12 protein-coding genes are annotated in these 17,380 nt (G+C 43.4%); 5 read left to right on the forward strand and 7 right to left on the reverse strand.

All coding sequences use genetic code 11. The features are described 5' to 3' along the window. Positions 1-11 precede the first annotated feature (11 nt). Both bioH and GQA99_RS01175 read left to right on the forward strand, forming a co-directional pair. Entirely contained in the window at positions 12-803 is a 792-nt protein-coding gene (gene bioH, locus GQA99_RS01170) for a pimeloyl-ACP methyl ester esterase BioH (protein WP_160052016.1), read from the forward strand. 64 nt (positions 804-867) lie between these two features. After that, entirely contained in the window at positions 868-1,383 is a 516-nt protein-coding gene (locus GQA99_RS01175; RefSeq protein ID WP_160052017.1) for a hypothetical protein, read from the forward strand. On the opposite strand, the gene GQA99_RS01180 is transcribed toward GQA99_RS01175, so the two are convergent. From GQA99_RS01180 to GQA99_RS01210, 7 genes are all read right to left on the reverse strand, one after another. Then, positions 1,375-3,378, reverse strand: coding sequence for an LTA synthase family protein (locus GQA99_RS01180; RefSeq protein ID WP_160052194.1), 2,004 nt, complete (start codon positions 3,376-3,378; stop codon positions 1,375-1,377). The two genes, GQA99_RS01175 and GQA99_RS01180, sit on opposite strands and share 9 nt — an antisense overlap. Positions 3,379-3,808: 430 nt before the next feature. Then, positions 3,809-5,236: a sensor histidine kinase gene (locus tag GQA99_RS01185; protein ID WP_160052018.1), complete on the reverse strand. Its 1,428-nt coding sequence runs from the start codon at positions 5,234-5,236 to the stop codon at positions 3,809-3,811. Then, positions 5,233-5,910 carry a response regulator transcription factor gene (locus GQA99_RS01190; protein ID WP_160052019.1) on the reverse strand — a complete coding sequence of 226 codons (678 nt, stop codon included), beginning with the start codon at positions 5,908-5,910 and terminating at the stop codon, positions 5,233-5,235. The genes GQA99_RS01185 and GQA99_RS01190 overlap by 4 nt, the downstream gene beginning before the upstream one ends. A gap of 84 nt (positions 5,911-5,994) precedes the next feature. Further along, a complete protein-coding gene (locus GQA99_RS01195; RefSeq protein WP_160052020.1) occupies positions 5,995-6,405 on the reverse strand; it encodes a diacylglycerol kinase in 411 nt (136 codons plus the stop codon). Between the two features lie 9 nt (positions 6,406-6,414). Next, positions 6,415-8,082 carry a phosphoethanolamine transferase gene (locus GQA99_RS01200; protein ID WP_160052195.1) on the reverse strand — a complete coding sequence of 556 codons (1,668 nt, stop codon included), beginning with the start codon at positions 8,080-8,082 and terminating at the stop codon, positions 6,415-6,417. 194 nt (positions 8,083-8,276) lie between these two features. Further along, entirely contained in the window at positions 8,277-10,637 is a 2,361-nt protein-coding gene (locus GQA99_RS01205) for a Tex family protein (protein ID WP_160052021.1), read from the reverse strand. A gap of 102 nt (positions 10,638-10,739) precedes the next feature. Continuing rightward, entirely contained in the window at positions 10,740-11,675 is a 936-nt protein-coding gene (locus GQA99_RS01210) for a helix-turn-helix domain-containing protein (RefSeq protein ID WP_160052022.1), read from the reverse strand. Between the two features lie 182 nt (positions 11,676-11,857). On the opposite strand from GQA99_RS01210, the gene GQA99_RS01215 reads away from it, so the two are divergent. Genes GQA99_RS01215 through GQA99_RS01225 form a run of 3 tightly spaced genes read left to right on the forward strand, consistent with a single transcriptional unit; the run spans position 11,858 to position 17,372 of the window. After that, a complete protein-coding gene (locus GQA99_RS01215; RefSeq protein ID WP_160052023.1) occupies positions 11,858-12,805 on the forward strand; it encodes a DmsE family decaheme c-type cytochrome in 948 nt (315 codons plus the stop codon). Positions 12,806-12,819: 14 nt separating this feature from the next. Then, complete coding sequence (locus GQA99_RS01220) at positions 12,820-14,811, forward strand: MtrB/PioB family decaheme-associated outer membrane protein (RefSeq protein WP_160052024.1); 1,992 nt, start codon at positions 12,820-12,822, stop codon at positions 14,809-14,811. A gap of 44 nt (positions 14,812-14,855) precedes the next feature. Next, complete coding sequence (locus GQA99_RS01225; protein WP_160052025.1) at positions 14,856-17,372, forward strand: DMSO/selenate family reductase complex A subunit; 2,517 nt, start codon at positions 14,856-14,858, stop codon at positions 17,370-17,372. The last annotated feature ends 8 nt before the right edge of the window (positions 17,373-17,380 follow it).

A 17,380-nucleotide genomic window follows, 5' to 3' on the forward strand; every position in this document is an offset into this window, starting at 1 on the left:
GAGAGATTAACGTGAGCTTTCCTGCACTGCATATCGATACTGTTGGCACCCATGGCCCAGATTTAATCCTACTGCATGGTTGGGGGGTCAATAACGCCGTATTCAGTCCACTAAAAAACGCATTACACCAGTATAGAGTGCATTATGTTGATTTGCCGGGATTCGGGTTAAGCCCCAATATTGATGGTGATATTAATCAATGGGCGCAAGCACTGGCGCAGCAGCTGCCTAAACACGCTATTTGGATTGGCTGGTCTTTAGGAGGGCTGGTCGCTAGCAAAGTCGCAATTGATTTCCCTGAGTCGGTCGCAGCACTGGTGACTATTGCATCATCGCCGTGTTTTATGGCCAGAGACGAATCACCTAACACGCCTGCTTGGCCGGGGATTTCACCCGCAGTATTAATGCAATTTTCAACCCAACTGAATCGTGATTTACCGCGCACTGTTGAACGTTTTTTAGCGATTCAAGCCATGGGAAGCGATAATGCTAAAGCCGACATACACCAAATAAAACAATTGGTACTAAGCAAACCGTTACCCAGTCGTCAGGCTCTTTCACAGGGGTTAACTATGTTGGAGGGCGTGGATATACGAAAGCAGCTTAGCCAGATACAACAGCCCTGGTTGCGGATGTGGGGTAAACTCGATGGCTTAGTGCCTCGGCGGGTTATTCAACAAATGCCACAAGCAGAAAGCATCAGCGACATACTGCTAAACAAGGCCTCACATGCACCATTTATTTCACATCAAGACGATTTTTTGCACAACTTATTGCCTTGGATCATAAAATATCAGCAATAGCACTTTAGCAACGTTCATTTTTTGGCTATAATTTAGCCACGGTTTAATCGCGTAGCGACCTGTAATGATTATTAACACTCATTATCCGCAAGTCCCGCTAGCAACATCGAATGTTGCGACGGACCTTGCTCGAGTGGACAATCAACAAAAACCGCCGATTATTCCACCGCAAGAACCCAGTAAAGGCCATGAAGAACGTGCATTTAATTCACAAAATGAACGTGCACCAACGTACGTTGTGGCAGAGAAAAAACAACAGCAAGACCAATCACAACGTCAACAACAAAGCTTAACCCAACAATCTGTCGACCCTAAAGCGTTACTGCAACAACCCACACGCCAACAAGCACAGCAAAAGCAAACGTTACGCGTGATTGCGAGCAACACACCTGCGCTGCAACGCAAAGACATTCAAGTAAAATCGCCGTCAACACCTGTAAAAACTCAAGTCGAACCTAAGCCACGCCCAACTGACAACATGACCAGCGCCAGCGCTCAGCAATTTGGTATGCGGATTGGCCAATTTTATCAACAACAATCCGCGCCCAATCTCGAATCGCAATTACAAATATTAGCGTGACACTTCCTTGAGGTTTTTGTCTGTTTCGGCAGAGCTTCTTTCTGGTTTAAATAGCATTTTGTTGTACGCCAAACTTCCCCACAACGCCCAACCCAATGCGGTTTCAGCTTGTTTACTATCGAGTTCTTTAGGGATTAAATGCTCACTCGCAAAGTCATAGGTAAAGCTTTCTGCTGGTAATTCCGGCTGTAAAATAGTCACCTCATTACCTTCTAATAAACCAAAGTTTTTGTCATATTGCATCATAGCCCGGCCCTTCCAATCGCTTGGAACCTGAGTTAAATCTCGGCCTAACATTGGGTAGCTATCAGACACGCCCATCAGTGATAGCAAGGTTGGCGCCATATCGATTTGGCTCGTTACCCGTGAGTCACGTTTAGCGTCAATACCTTCGCCTAAAATCAGCCCAGGGATCCTAAAGCGAGACACCGGCACCAAATCTGAACCGCTAACACGGCTATCATGATCTGCCACAACTAAAAATACCGTATCTTTCCAATATTCAGACTGTTTCGCTTTTTTGAAAAACTCGCCCACTGCATAATCGGCATATTTTACAGCGTTATGCATGGTGTATTGTGGTTGCTCATAAAGCTCAATCCGATTGTCTGGGAACTCAAATGGATCATGATTACTTGAGCTAAACACTAAACTAAAGAAAGGTTTACCTTGTTTATGCATTCGAGTGAACTCTTCATCAGCTCGAAACAATAAGTCCTCGTCTGACACTCCCCAGGACGCGATAAATGCAGGATTTTTATAATCACCCTGGTCAACAATATTGGCAAAACCGTTGCCTAAAAAGAAACTGCGCATATTATCAAAATGACTTTCACCACCATAAATAAATTGAGTTTCATAACCATGCTGCTTTAATAAATCGGCAATGGTAAAAAAGCCTGTTTGACTCTTACCTAGCTTAACAACTGCACGTGCAGGTGTTGGCGTAAAACCGGTAGTAATCGCTTCAATGCCTCGCACCGAGCGAGTACCTGTGGCGTAAAGATTTTCAAAAAACCAACCTTCTTGCGACAACTCATCGATATTTGGTGTTAACGGCAAACCACCTAAACTGCCCACAAAACGTGCCCCTAAACTTTCTTGTAAAATAATCACTAAGTTTTTAGGTTTGCCGCTATAACTGGCTTGATTAAACGACAGAGTCGGAATATCTGTTGAGGTAAATGCACTCATTGGCCGGCCACTTTCTCGGCGCACAATATCAATCACTTTATCGGCAGATAGCTTGCCGTATACTTTTGAAGCATCTTCTTCGTTATTCATTTGCGAAATCGCAAACATTAATGAAAACGATGAGTTAAGCACTAATGAATTAACTAACGGGTCATTGGAAAACGCCACTAACGATGGGTTTAATGGGCGGTGCCCTAAAGATGAACGCGCGCCTAATAAAGTCACAACTATGACTAAAATGGCTAACACTGGGCGCCAATACCATTTTGGGTATTTAATTTGTTGCGTTAAACGACCACTTAACCACCAACCACCTGATAACGTACCGATTGTGATAAGTGAAGACAAAATAAGCTCGGCTTTACGCCCTGCCCACAACATCGACAAGACTTCTTTTGGATAGATCAGGTATTCAACATATAAACGGTTTGGCCTAAAACCATATTCGGCAATAAAAGACGGCGTAGACACTTCTAAAAATACCAGTATCCATAAACCTAACGTAAGCCACACACGTAAAATGACTAACCAGGCGCGGCCAACAATGTGCTCACCAGAAAACACCACGGTACCAAGTGCTGCAATGCCAAAAACCCAACAGATAGAAGCAATATCAACCCGTAAACCCTGGCTTAAAATATAGCCCCATCCTTGCGCATCAGTGACTCGTTCGGCTTGCCATACCGACAAACCTATACGGCTTAAACTCATCACGATAAGCGAAATAATGCTAAAAGCAAAAATGGCCTTAAATAAACTGGGTGAAAAGTATTGTTTCTGTGGGTGATTGTTATCAGCCATATCAGAGAAGCTAGTCGTCATATAGACTCCATTGTTTTTTATTTTTTATGCTCATAGCCAAATTTTGCGCGCCAAAAGTTAACCCAAAATCTCGATAGTTATTTGGATAATCTCATTTTTAGCTATTAAAAAAGCTTAGGCGTTAACAGTACCAACAACTAATTTTTTAACGTGAAAACGATTTCATTTTTACCGTTAAAAAAGTCTACTGGGTAAATTTCAATATTTTTACGCACTTTCAATCTTAAAAACTTATGTGGATCTTGTTACAGACTGTACATGCATTAAAAATGGGTACCCAAAGTAGCTGACCTTAAGACCTGTGTTTAGGTAAGAAGTTCACTCTATTGGCAATTATTTTAACATTTTTATTACAACCAAGTTAAGTTCTATTTTATGTTGAATGTCGTGGTTTGCGTCTATTGATTACTTAATCAGCATTGGGAATATGGACAGTAAACTTAATTCGGTCTTCTGCGATTAACCCAAAACTAAATACAAAACCATTTACCTTGGCAATATTTTCTACAATCGCCAAACCTAGTCCGTGGCGCTCGGTATTAGTGCGCGACTGTTCAGCCTGGAATAATGGCTGGGTTAAGCGCTCTAAATCTTCTGCTTTTAAACTGGTCAGTAGTTGGTTGTCGACACTCAACGTTACGCCGTTATCGTCAGTGGTTAACCGCACTGTTACTCTAGAGTTTGGTGGACTGTAATACAGCGCGTTATCAAATAAATTAGTGAGAATAAGATGTAATGAAAACTCATCGACCAAAATACTGCTATTACGCAGATAATTTTCCACCTGCATACGCTCAGTTATGGTGCTGTACTTAAACGCTAAGGCTTCAATAACCCGATCCACTAAATCGGTAACATCAAGCTGCTGTCGATGTAGGTGCATATTTTCAGACGAGGCTTGCTGCAACAGTAATAAGTTACTCACAATAGTCTTCATCCGCAGACTAATATTGAGCACATCTTGCTTGTATGTGGCACCAATACGCTGATCATCCGGGTAGCGAATATAGATCTCACTTAAACTAATAAGTTCACTAATGGGTGTTTTCAGCTCATGGGCAATATCGGCAGTGATCCGCTTTTCAGTTTGCAAATATTGCTGGCTAATTTTAACGAACTTATTCAATTCATTACGTATCGGTTCAATCTCAAGATAACGTTCAGACTCGGTTGATAACGGAATATATTTTTGGGTGACATCAACCGTTTTTAAGGCGTTATTTAGCTCATTTAACGGCACTAACCCCCGAGATATCACCTTGACCACGGCCCACCGCATCAGCACAATCACCAGTAACAACCCAATGGCTAAACTGGAATCAATAATCACCAAAATCTGAGTTAAGTCTTCCGTTGTTATTGCCACGGTTAACCACATGGGCTCAACCGTGTGGCCTGCTACATTGCGCATGGTGCTTGGCACTTGAGGTTCAAAGTATGACACCATGGCTCGCCCTGAGCGCCCGTCAGGTAATTCTACATCAGCAAAAATAGCGCTATTGATTGGCATATTTTGTTTGATTAATTCAGCACCCGGAAAATGACTCAATGACTCCGAACGTTCAAATACAGCATCGCCTTGCCATAACTGAAAAAAACTGGCTTTAGTTGAGGTACCAAACTCAGGCATAAATTCGCCCGCAAAATCAAACTCGGTGCCTTCAGGGGTTACTTTTACTAGCGTTTTTAAATAATTAGATTTATCGGTGAGTGCATTATCAAACTCAACATCAACCCAATTGTCGATACTGATATCAATCGCCAAAAATACCATAATTAAAATTGCGGTCACCACGTAGGTCATGGTGTTCATTAGTTTAGTGGTTAATGACTTCATGCTTGCACATCCACAAAATACCCAAACCCACGCTTATTTTTAATCGGTAATATTGCCCCAACCGCTTTGGCTTTTTTACGCACCGACGATAAATGCGCTTCTATGGTATTTTTAGATAAGTGATTAAACGACCCCACCACAGCCTCGCTGATTTGTTCAGGATTTAACACTTGCTTCGGGTTATTAAATAAATATTCAACTATCTTAAATTCATTTTTAGTCAGGTCGATAAAATGACCATTGACCCGCAAAGACTTATTGCTTGTATCAAGGACAAAATCAGCAATATTAATTGTTTTTGCTTGTTGGTTTAACTCACCACGGCGCCCCATGGTAATCAGCCGCGCTTGTAGCTCATCAAACGAAAATGGTTTGGTTAAATAGTCATCCGCGCCAGACAATAATCCGTTAACACGGTCTTCCGCCTGAGATTTTGCTGATAAAATAATGACCTTAGCTTGGTTACCTAGCTTACGGATACTTTTCAATAAGCTAATACCATCGACATTGGGTAGCATTAAATCCAAAATAATAAAGTCATATTGATTAGTGAGCGCCATGCTCAAGCCTTCAGAACCGTCACCTGTTTCATCAACGGTATAGCCCAAATGGTCTAACCCGACCCGAATACCACGGCGAAGTGCTTCAGAGTCTTCAATTAACAACACTTTCATTGAGCATCCTTTATCATTTTTATGTTTTATCCATGAAACTAACCACTATTTTTGATACGCCTGTGATCAACCATTACTCATGTTTTATGGCCATAAAACCGCACACCAAACGATCGCGGCCATTAACATACTCACAAACACAAACGCCGATGAGATGTCCTTGGCCAAACCTGATAACGTATGAAACTCAAGGCCAATACGATCGACAACCACTTCTATAGCAGTGTTAACCAGTTCGGCAAACAATACAAACAGTAACGCTAAAACCAACAGCGCAGTTTGCACCACGGTGATATTTGCCACACATGCAAACACAGTCAATGGCACAAACAACATCAACTCCTGTTGAAATGCCGCCTCGTTACGACACATCCACTTTAAGCCATTAAAGGTATGTTTACAGGTATATAGTAATCGCATTAGCCCTTGACGTTTAACCACTATTTTAGGCGATTCAGTAGGTTGAGCTTTATTTGCCGAGCTTGATGATGTCATGGAGCCTTCCTAGTTCAATTTACAGTTGCTGGTGATATCTAATTTAGCATCACGCACCGAGGTATTTACGCCGTAGAGGCCTAACAAGCTGTGAAACAAGTTGTCGTGTGAGTAGCTTACTGTTTGGGCATGCTCGGCAATACATTCACGGTCGACACCTTTTGCTTGGGTATAATCTTGCGGCAACCACATAAACCAAGGCACATGTGTTTGCTGGCTAGGCGCAATACTGTAAGGCGTGCCGTGTAAGTACATGCCGCTTTCACCTAATGATTCACCATGATCAGACAGGTAAACCAATGCCACGTTATATTTATCTTGATATTGCTCAAGTACCTTAATGGTTTGAGCCAACACAAAATCGGTATAAACAATGGTATTGTCGTATACGTTTACAATCTCTTGGTCACTGCAATTTTCAATATCGCTGCGGCTACACGCTGGTGTAAATGATGCTTTATCCGCTGGGTAACGTTGCCAGTAAGTTGGCCCATGGCTACCAATAGTATGTAACGCAATAAATTGATTCGCTAACCCTTTACCCGACGCGGCACTAGCCTGTGTATCTTGTTGTAATTTTTGGGTGAGCTTCTCAACTAATATTTCGTCGTAGCAACTTAAACCATCACACAATGGGTTGTTTTCGCTAGATGAAATGTCAATTTTGTTAATCCGCGCGCCAACCGCTTTATCGCCACCATCATTGTCAAACCAGGTCACTTCAACGCCTGCCGCCTTGATGACATCAAGCACGTTATTTTGCGCGTCAGCTGCTTCACGCTTATAAGTGTCGCGAGTTAAATTTGAGAACATACAAGGCAGTGAATGTGCCGTAGCTGTACCACACGACGACACATCTTGCAGCGCGATAATGCCTAGGTTTTCAGTGTATGGGTTAGTATTACGCTGATAACCGTTATAAGCCATGTTTTCGGCTCGTGCAGTTTCGCCGACCACTAACACCATTAAGGTTGGTTTGTTATTTGCCGTTGGCACCAATTGCGCATCTTCACCGATAGGATTAAAAGTCAGTTTTTCAGTAAAATAGCGTTGCTTAACAAACTTAACGGTATTGTAGATATGTGCCGGAATAATCATCTTGTTGAGGTACTTATTATTACGACCTACTGATGCATAATCCTTATAAAAAAACACAATCATTGCACCAATAACTGCCAAACCTAATATCACAAATCCAACGCGACGAAACACTGCCTTAGCAAACGAAGCACGGTTGGTCACATTTGTGGCCAGTAACCAAATCGATGGTAGTACACCAAACACCAGCACATAGCCCACTGAGTATGCATTAATATATGAGAACGCTTCGCCCGAATTGGTCTCAAAAATATTTTCAATCATGCTGTAATCAAACATCACGTTGTACTTGAGCATCGCGTACATCGCCGCCGATGAGGTCAGTAATAACACAACCATTACGGGCTTAAACACGAATCTAAAAGCAAATAAACTGAAGATAACCATAAAGCAGCCACTGAGCAAAATGGCTGGAGAGAGCGAAAATAGCACATGGCCCTCTGTCGATAATTGGTAGATTTTGCGAATAACAGGGAAGTTTAATACCAGGCCAAAATACACCGCAATAATGAGCGTCATCACCTCATAACTGATGCTTTTGGGGGTAATGCGTGAAAGTGTTTGGGTTAATAATTTCAAAATTGCCACTCGCGTTAAACTCGACTGGCGCTGATATTCAATTAAAACACTTAAGATCTACTGAATAAAAACTGAATTATTACTGACTGTAGAAATTCAGTTTTCTACGGCAATAAAAAAGCCCTTACACAGCAATGTAAGGGCTTAGCAATCAATGCATTAAGTTAACTTAACCTTGCATGAGCGTAAATGGATTATTTCTTCAGTTTGGCAAAAGCATCAGCAAAGGCATTACCCATCGCGGCATTCTGAGCCGGTTTTGCGGGTTTATTTGGCTGCTTTTGCGGTGCGACTGACTTAGGTTTACCACTATTAGGCTTGCCACTAAATGACGTCTTTTGTGAACCCGATTTTGCTTGGCCCATTTTAGCAGGCGCTGGCTTTTCATCCAGGCGCATACTTAAGGCAATGCGGCGACGCTCAACGTCCACTTCCATCACTTTTACTTTTACCACATCGCCGGCTTTCACCACTGTATGAGGGTCGCTCACAAACTTGTCGGTTAACGATGAAATGTGCACTAAACCATCTTGATGCACGCCCACATCGACAAAAGCACCAAAGTTAGTCACGTTCGTGACCACACCTTCTAAAATCATTTCAAGCTTAAGGTCTTTTAACTCCTCTACACCGTCTTTAAAGTTAGCCGTTTTAAACTCACCACGAGGATCACGACCAGGCTTATCCAGCTCAGCCAAAATATCGTTAATGGTTGGCACACCAAAGCTTGCGGTGACAAAGTCAGCCGCGTTTATGTCGCGCAATAAATCGCTATTACCAATAAGTTGCGCCACAGGTTGTTGCTTAGCCGCGGCAATCGCTTCAACTAAACTGTAAGCTTCAGGGTGAACCGATGAGGCATCAAGCGGATTGTCACCATTGCGAATACGCAAGAAACCGGCGGCTTGCTCAAAGGCTTTTGGGCCAACGCGCGGCACACTCAATACCTGCTTACGATTAGTAAACTGACCATTGGCATCGCGGTAATCAACAATATTTTTTGCGAGGGTTTTATTTAATCCGGCGACTTGAGTCAGTAATGGCGCAGACGCCATATTTAAATCGACACCAACACCGTTTACACAATCTTCGACAACGGCTTCAAGTGACTGCGACAACATGCTTTGGCTAACATCATGTTGATATTGGCCAACACCAATCGCTTTAGGCTCAATTTTAACGAGTTCGGCTAATGGGTCTTGTAAACGACGTGCAATCGATACGGCGCCGCGAATAGACACATCTAAATCCGGAAATTCATTGGCGGCAAATTCAGAAGCAGAATACACCGATGCACCAGCTTCGCTCACAATAACTTTGGTTAAGTTAGGTTGTGACTCTTTTACTGCGGCAATGAGCTCACCGGTCAATTTATCGGTTTCACGCGAGCCCGTACCATTACCAATCGCGATGATCTCGACCTTATGCATCGCCACTAGGTTACTTAAGGTACGAATTGATTTGTCCCATAAGTTTTGCGGTGCATGCGGGAAAATAGTGGTGTGGGCCACCAGCTTGCCAGTGTTATCAACAATCGCCACTTTAACGCCAGTGCGGATCCCAGGGTCTAGGCCCATGGTCGCTTTAGCACCCGCTGGAGCTGCCATTAATAAGTCGCCTAAATTGCGAGCAAACACTTTAATGGCTTCTTCTTCGGCACTTTCACGCATCTTGGCAATAAACTCAGTTTCCATTTGCAAGGCGACTTTAATGCGCCAGGTTGAGGTCACTACGGTTTTTAGCCAGGTATCAACGCTAGAGTCAGATAGCACTAACTTAAAGTGCTCGGCAATAATCACTTCACAATAGCTGCCTTGACTTGCTTCTGTGTCAGGGTCGGCATTCATCGATAAGCTGAGTACACCTTCATTACGACCACGCAGCATAGCTAAAGCGCGGTGCGATGGGATTTTACTCATCAGCTCATTGTGTTCAAAATAGTCGCGGAACTTAGCGCCTTCTTTTTCTTTGCCTTTCACCATACGGCTCTCAAGCACAGCTTGCTGGCTTAAGTGTTGGCGAACTTTACGTAATAGCTCTGCATCTTCAGCAAAGCGTTCCATTAATATGTAACGTGCACCGTCTAATACCGCTTTCGCATCAGCAAAACCGGCTTCAGGATTTAAAAATGCTTCAGCTTTGCGGTCTATGTCCAATGTGCGGTCAGCTAATACGGCATCTACCAACGGTTCAATGCCCGCTTCGATAGCTATTTGCCCTTTAGTACGGCGCTTAGGTTTATAAGGCAGGTATAAATCTTCAAGACGGGTTTTACTGTCGGCTTCATTAATGGCTTGCGACAATGCTGGGGTTAATTTGCCTTGCGCTTCAATGCTCGACAACACTACCTGACGGCGATCATGTAATTCACGCAGATAACCTAAACGAGAAAACAAATTACGCAACTGAGTGTCATCTAAGCCACCAGTGGCTTCTTTACGGTAACGGGCCACAAACGGTACTGTTGCACCATCATCTAAAAGCGCTATGGTCGCAGTGACCTGTTGCTCACGAACGTTAAGTTCTTGAGCGATAATCTGGGCAATATTATGCATAGTTGTTCGAATTCGGCATGGTTGAAAATGAAATTACGCTAAAGATACCATAATCTTTGATAGAGTTTTACGTAGATTGGAAAACAGGCACCGTAACCGCGATTACGAGATCATCATTCGAGCCTTAACATACGCTTTAGGTGACAGTCCTGTGGTTCGGGTAAAAAAACGGCTGAATGTCGGCATATCAGTAAAACCACATTCATATGCGGTTAATTTAATGTTGCCTTTGTTAATGCCTAATCGGCTGATAATATAATTCACTTTTACATTATCAATAATGTTTTGTGGCTTTGAATCTAATAACTTTAATTCCCGTTGTAAACTTCTTGGTGCGACACTCATGACTTGCGCTAAAGTAGAAAGTGATAACGAATGAGAAGGAATACTATTTGCAGCTGCATTTACTCTTTCTAACTCGCTTATATTTTCTAGCGCTAAACACTCGCCAATATCATTATCACCTTCAACTTTATTTATGGTGACGCTAAAACAACCATGATTAAATTCAACCCGTTCGAACATATTAATATATTTACTATAAAACTCACGTCCGTACGGAAGACAAATTAACATATCATCGGGTTTATCTAATAAAGGTTTAAATATTTCAGCCATACAAAAGTAGATAAACAAGTCATCGTATTTAGACGCTCTTTGCTCTGGGCCTCTTGCTGCAACTAGCGTTACGCTTGTGTCGGTAACAATACTTGACCAGGCAAGATCAGAAATGCTGCGATAATAATGAGTAAAATCTAATAGATTAAGTGCCGCAGACTTATTAAAATCCAATATCTTAATAGTAAAGGGAATTAATCTTTCCCTGAACACATGTTCTAATTCAAAAAAGAAGTACGGATTATTATCTAACGCCTCCATCTCATGTAAAATATTATTAACCGTATAATAATTAATCTTATCTTCATCTGCTAAAAAACGGATATGTTGATAATGGTCTGGCACAGAGATACCTTTGTTATCGCAATACTCGATAACCATTTTAGTGTGCAGTGCAGGACGACATTTAAATTTTATCACGGGGTGAACTTTGCCTGGTTAATTTACTCTAATTTACATTTTATCTTTTTTGCTATATTGAGCATTGATCTTCATCACAGTTGTCGTTTTATGCCAATTTCTACGCATGGTTAACCTCCAAACAGACCTCTAAACTACCTATTACGATATACATCATTTACGTAATTAAGGTAGGAACTCCTATGAACGCATACAAGCAATTGCTCTTTGCGCTTTCACTGGTCATTTATGGGTGTGCATTCAATGCCGCATCTTCACCCTGGGAACAGCTCGATGCTGACCAACTTGAATCTGTACTCACCCAAAAATTCGCTGACGGTAACTACTCACCAAAAGGTGCTGACAGCTGCCTAATGTGTCATAAGAAAAGTGCCAAAGTGATGGACATCTTTAATGGCGTTCATGGCAATTTAAACAACGCTAAATCACCGATGGCCGGCCTACAATGCGAAGCCTGTCATGGACCGCTCGGTAACCATAACCGCGGTGGTAAAGAACCGATGATCCAGTTTGGCCAAAACAGCAAACTGTCTACTCAAACTCAAAATACGGTCTGCCAGGGTTGCCATAACGATGCCAAGCAAATGGCGTGGCATAACAGCACTCATAACCTTGAAGATGTGGCTTGTGCCGACTGCCATGTTGTTCACGCCGCAACCGACCCAGTATTAGAAAAACTCACCGTCAATGACACCTGCACCAATTGTCATACGCGTGAAAAAGCCGATATGAACAAACGCTCGAGTCACCCAATGAAATGGGACCAAATGACCTGTATCGATTGTCATTCACCACATGGGTCAATGACCGAAAGCGCGTTAAACAAACCTTCTATTAATGACACATGTTACAGCTGCCATGCTGAAAAACGTGGCCCTGTATTGTGGGAACATGCGCCAGTGACCGAAAACTGCATCACGTGCCATAACCCGCACGGTAGCGTTAACGAAAGCATGCTAACCCATCGCGCCCCACAGTTATGTCAGCAATGTCATGCCGATGATGGCCATGCCAGTCGTGTGGTGCAACAACCAGGCGTGGACGCCTTTGGTGGCGGTAAAAGTTGTTTAAATTGCCACAGCCAAATCCATGGTTCTAACCACCCTGCTGGCAGCACATTGCAGCGTTAATGAGGAGTCACACAATGAATTTTAAACTCAATATTATTACCGCCTCATTATTGCTAGCGTCTGCGCCAGTACTGTCAGCTAACTTTGCCGTAAGCCAGGCGAATACCACTAAGGTTGAGCAGCAAAACTATCAATGCCAACGCTGTGAGGTTAACTCAGGCTATCGCGGTAACGTGAGTGTGGCAGCAGGTTACATTAGCCGTGATGATGTCCATGCGGCGAATGCCTTGGGTACCGACCAGGATGGCTTTGTTGCGACGCCTAATGCTGACGTGAAATATCAAAATAATGACGGCTACCAGGCTCACCTTCAAACCCATCAATTAGGTTATGAAAACAGCTTTGCTCAAATGAGCGCTGGTAAACCGGGGTTATTTACCGTCGACGCCGACTATCAGTTAATCACCACATATCAATCGGGTGATGCGCAAAGCAACTTATATTATGACCAGGGCACGCTCGTCAGCAGCACCTTGCCATACGTGTTTGAGCTTTCTCAGCAACGTGAAAAAATTGCTTTGCAAGCTGAAGTGCAACACGACATGTATCAAGGTTATGTACAGTTCGAAACCGAAGATAAATCGGGCTACACCAATAGCAGTATTATCACACCGAGTCCGGTGAATATCGGCCTAGTGGTTGACTCAACAACAGATTCATTTACCGCAGGCGCGATATTAAATGGTGCTAACTGGATTACCGAACTCAGCTACTTTGGCAGCCAATATCAAAACAATGCTCAAGATTTAAGCCTCACTTATTTAGACGATGTCTATGCTGCTGCGCCAGACAATGAAGCACATCAAATCGCATTATCTGGTCAATATCAATTAGACAGCACCGTCATGTCTGGGCGCTTTATTGTCGGCCGGATGACTCAAGATGACGATTTAATCTCAATGAACGGTAACCCAATCCAAAATTGGGACGGCGAAATTGAAACCACTGATGCCACCTTAAAAGTGTCGTCAATGCTAAGCAGTCGTTTACGTGTCGGTGGTAGCTACGACTACAGCAACCGCGAAAACAACAGCTCTGTATTTGAATTTCTGCAATATACCTTTAATGATTTAAACGACACATTCAAAGAAAACATCGCCACCGATATTGAACGCTCTACTTATAAGCTCAACGCAAAATATCGTATTAGCCAGGATTACCGCCTACAAGCAGGTTACGACCGAGAAGAAATAGACAGAAGCTACAGTGCCCGTGAAGAAACCCACGACGACACGTTATGGAGCAAGCTGTCTATTCGTGCTGTAGATAACGTTATTATTGATATCAAAGCAGAACACAGCAACCGTGATGGATCTGAATACCAAACAGATGAATTAACCTCATCAGAAGAAAACGCCTTAATGCGTAAGTATTACCTGGCCAACAGAACCCGAAACAATGTCGAGTTGTCGGTAAACCATACGCCACTCAACTGGCTAAGTGTGGATATCAGCGCTCACTATGCCAAAGATGATTATGACGACACCCTCATCGGCTTAACCGAGTCAGAAGATTACGGCGTAAACCTCAATCTTAACCTCAATATTTCTAAGCATGTAAACCTGTATGGTTTTGCCAGCCAGCAATGGATTAATTCAGCCCAGGCCAGCAGCCAAAGCTACAGCACCGCAGACTGGTATACCGACATTGAAGATGAATTTATCAATATCGGCACCGGTATTAGCTACGGCGGCTTAATGCAAGACAAGCTGACACTCGGCGCAGACTACCTATTCAGTAACTCAAACAGCGACACCTATATCACCAGTACTGGCACAACGCCATACGGTGATTATTACTCGTACAACCACAGCACCAGCTTATACGCAAACTACAGCCTTAGTAACGAAATGGCACTAAAGCTCACCTATCGCTATGAGCGCTATTACGACACCGATGACGCGCAAATGTCGCTTGATGAACCGGCCAGCGTTATCACTTTAGGTGAGTTAAATCATAACTATAACGCCCATCAAGTCATGCTGAACTTCAGCTACTTGTTGTAATCGTTACCAATAACTCAATTTATATATTGCAAGAGGACATCACAATGGAACGCAGAAGTTTCTTAAAAATGAGTGCTGCTATGGGTTGTGCAGCAACCGTCGCGGGCTGTAACTCAAGCTCAAAAGATGCAGTAAAAGTACCCGTGAGTACACCAGTTTCAGAAGAAACCGTAACATGGTCATCATGTTTGGTTAACTGTGGCTCTAACTGCCCGATTAAAGTGTTTAGCCGCGATGGCATGATCACCCGCGTTGAAACCGACCATGAAGTCGAAGACATCTACGGCTTACACCAGGTACGCGCCTGTGCTCGCGGTCGCTCACTACGTCAAAGAACCTACGCATTTGACCGCTTAAAAACCCCAATGAAACGTGTTGGTAAAAGAGGTGAAGGTAAGTTTGTCCCTATCACATGGGAAGAAGCCACCACTACCGTCGCTAACAAATTAACCTCAGTGATTGCCGAGCACGGTAACAAAGCTATTTTCAGAAGCTACGGCTCTGGTGCTTATTATGGTTTTGCCTCTAACAGCTGCTTTAACCGCTTATTCAATTTAGTGGGTGGCTTTTTAGATAAATTTGGTAACTACTCTTGGGCACAACAAACTGAAGCAGCCAAACATACCTTTGGTTCTGGCAGTACTTCAGGCTCTGCCACAATCACACTAGAAAGCAGCGACTTTTTACTCGGTTTTGCCTATAACCCAAGCGAAATTAGACAGTCTGGTTCAGGCGAAGGTTACGACTACCTTGAAGCGCTACAACGCAATAATGGTCTAAAAGTCACCATGATTGACCCGCGTTACACAGACTCGATGATCGGTAAAGAAAGCACCTGGTTACCAATTAGACCCGGTACAGATGCCGCATTAGCTGAAGCCATGGCCTACTTAATGATCAGCTCTGGCTGGGTTGATGCCAACTCAATTAACTTCATTAACCAATATGCAGTCGGTTATGACGCAGCGTCAATTACTGCTCAAAAAGAAATTTTTGAAGCCAGCGGCGATGCCACAAAAATTGAATATGCCGCAGCAATGAACCCAAGCGAAAACTACTACGACTATATTATGGGTTTGGGTATTTACAGCGACAGAGGTCCACGCACACCAGCATGGGCTGAGAAAATCACTGGCATTAGCGAAGCAAAAATTAATACCCTAGCCGACGACTTAATGGCCTCTAGCAGACCGTACATTATTGCGGGCGCAGGCGTTAACCGCCATGCAAACGGCGAGCAAAACGTCCGTGCTATTTACATGCTAGGTGTACTAGCCGGTAAATTAGGTCAGGTAGGTGCATCAAATGGCGAGCTACCAAACATGAGCAGTATGTTCCGTGGTGGTATTCCTACGGGCACCAACCCAATTAAAGAAAGAATCTCTTTCTTCTCATGGACTGAAGCGATTCACCATGGCGAAACCATGACAGCGAGAACCCATGGTATTACCGGTACTGAAACGTTAGATACGCCATTAGGCACCAATATCAAAGTGATTTTCTCAGCGTCAGATAGCACCCTGTTAAATCAGCATTCTGATATTAATAAAACCGCTGAAATCTACAGTGATGAAAACGGCGTAGAGTTAATCGTCTCTTGCGATTGCTGGATGACACCGGGCAGTAAATTTGCCGATATTATTCTACCTGACACCTCATGGCTAGAATCAAACGACCTTGTTAATGACTCTTATGCTTCTGGAGCATTAGGTTACATCACCGCCATGAAAGCGGCTGGCGAACCCATTTGGGACTGCAAGTCTATGTATCAAATTGCAGCATTAATCGCCGAAAAAATGGGCGTAGGTAATGAATTTACCGAAGGCAAAACCGAAGACCAATGGCTTGAAGAACTTTACCAGCAAACCAAAGCGTCTAGCGCTAACGCTGGTGTCACCCCTGCGTTCCCAGACACTTACAAAGAAGCACAAGAAATCGGCTTCTTCCGTAAAAATATGGAAAATCGCAACGTTGCACTTGAGTCATACGTTAACGGTAGTAAGCCATTACCAACACCCTCTGGCAAAATTGAAATTTACTCAGCAGAGCTAGCGTGGCGCGCAGCTAACTGGGAACAAAATAAAGTCAAAGGCGACACCATCACAGCTATCCCACAATACACAGTCACCTGGGAAGGCTATGAAGATGAAGACACTAAAACAGATTATCCATTACAACTTGCTGGATACCACACCAAAGGTCGTACTCACTCAAGCTACCACAACGTGGCTTGGTTACGTGAAGCCGTAGAAGACGCAGTATGGATGAACGCCATCGACGCACAAAACTACGGCGTGTCGTCTGGTGATACAGTTGAAATATACAACGAACGCGGCTCAATTGAAGTCACTGCTCGAGTGACACCACGAGTCATTCCTGGCGTTCTCATGCTAGGACAAGGCGCTTGGTTCAAACCAGACCCAAATAGTAGAACCGGCTCATCAGGTAAAGTTGTGGATATTGGTGGGGCAATTAACTCCCTAACCCGATACATGCCAAGCCCAGTAGCAAAAGGCAATCCACAGCACACTAACCGCGTTCAAATTCGTAAAGTTATTTAAGGGGCACA

Origin of the sequence: Shewanella litoralis, from assembly GCF_009828585.1 — a bacterium.
Taxonomy (GTDB): Bacteria; Pseudomonadota; Gammaproteobacteria; order Enterobacterales; family Shewanellaceae; genus Shewanella; species Shewanella litoralis.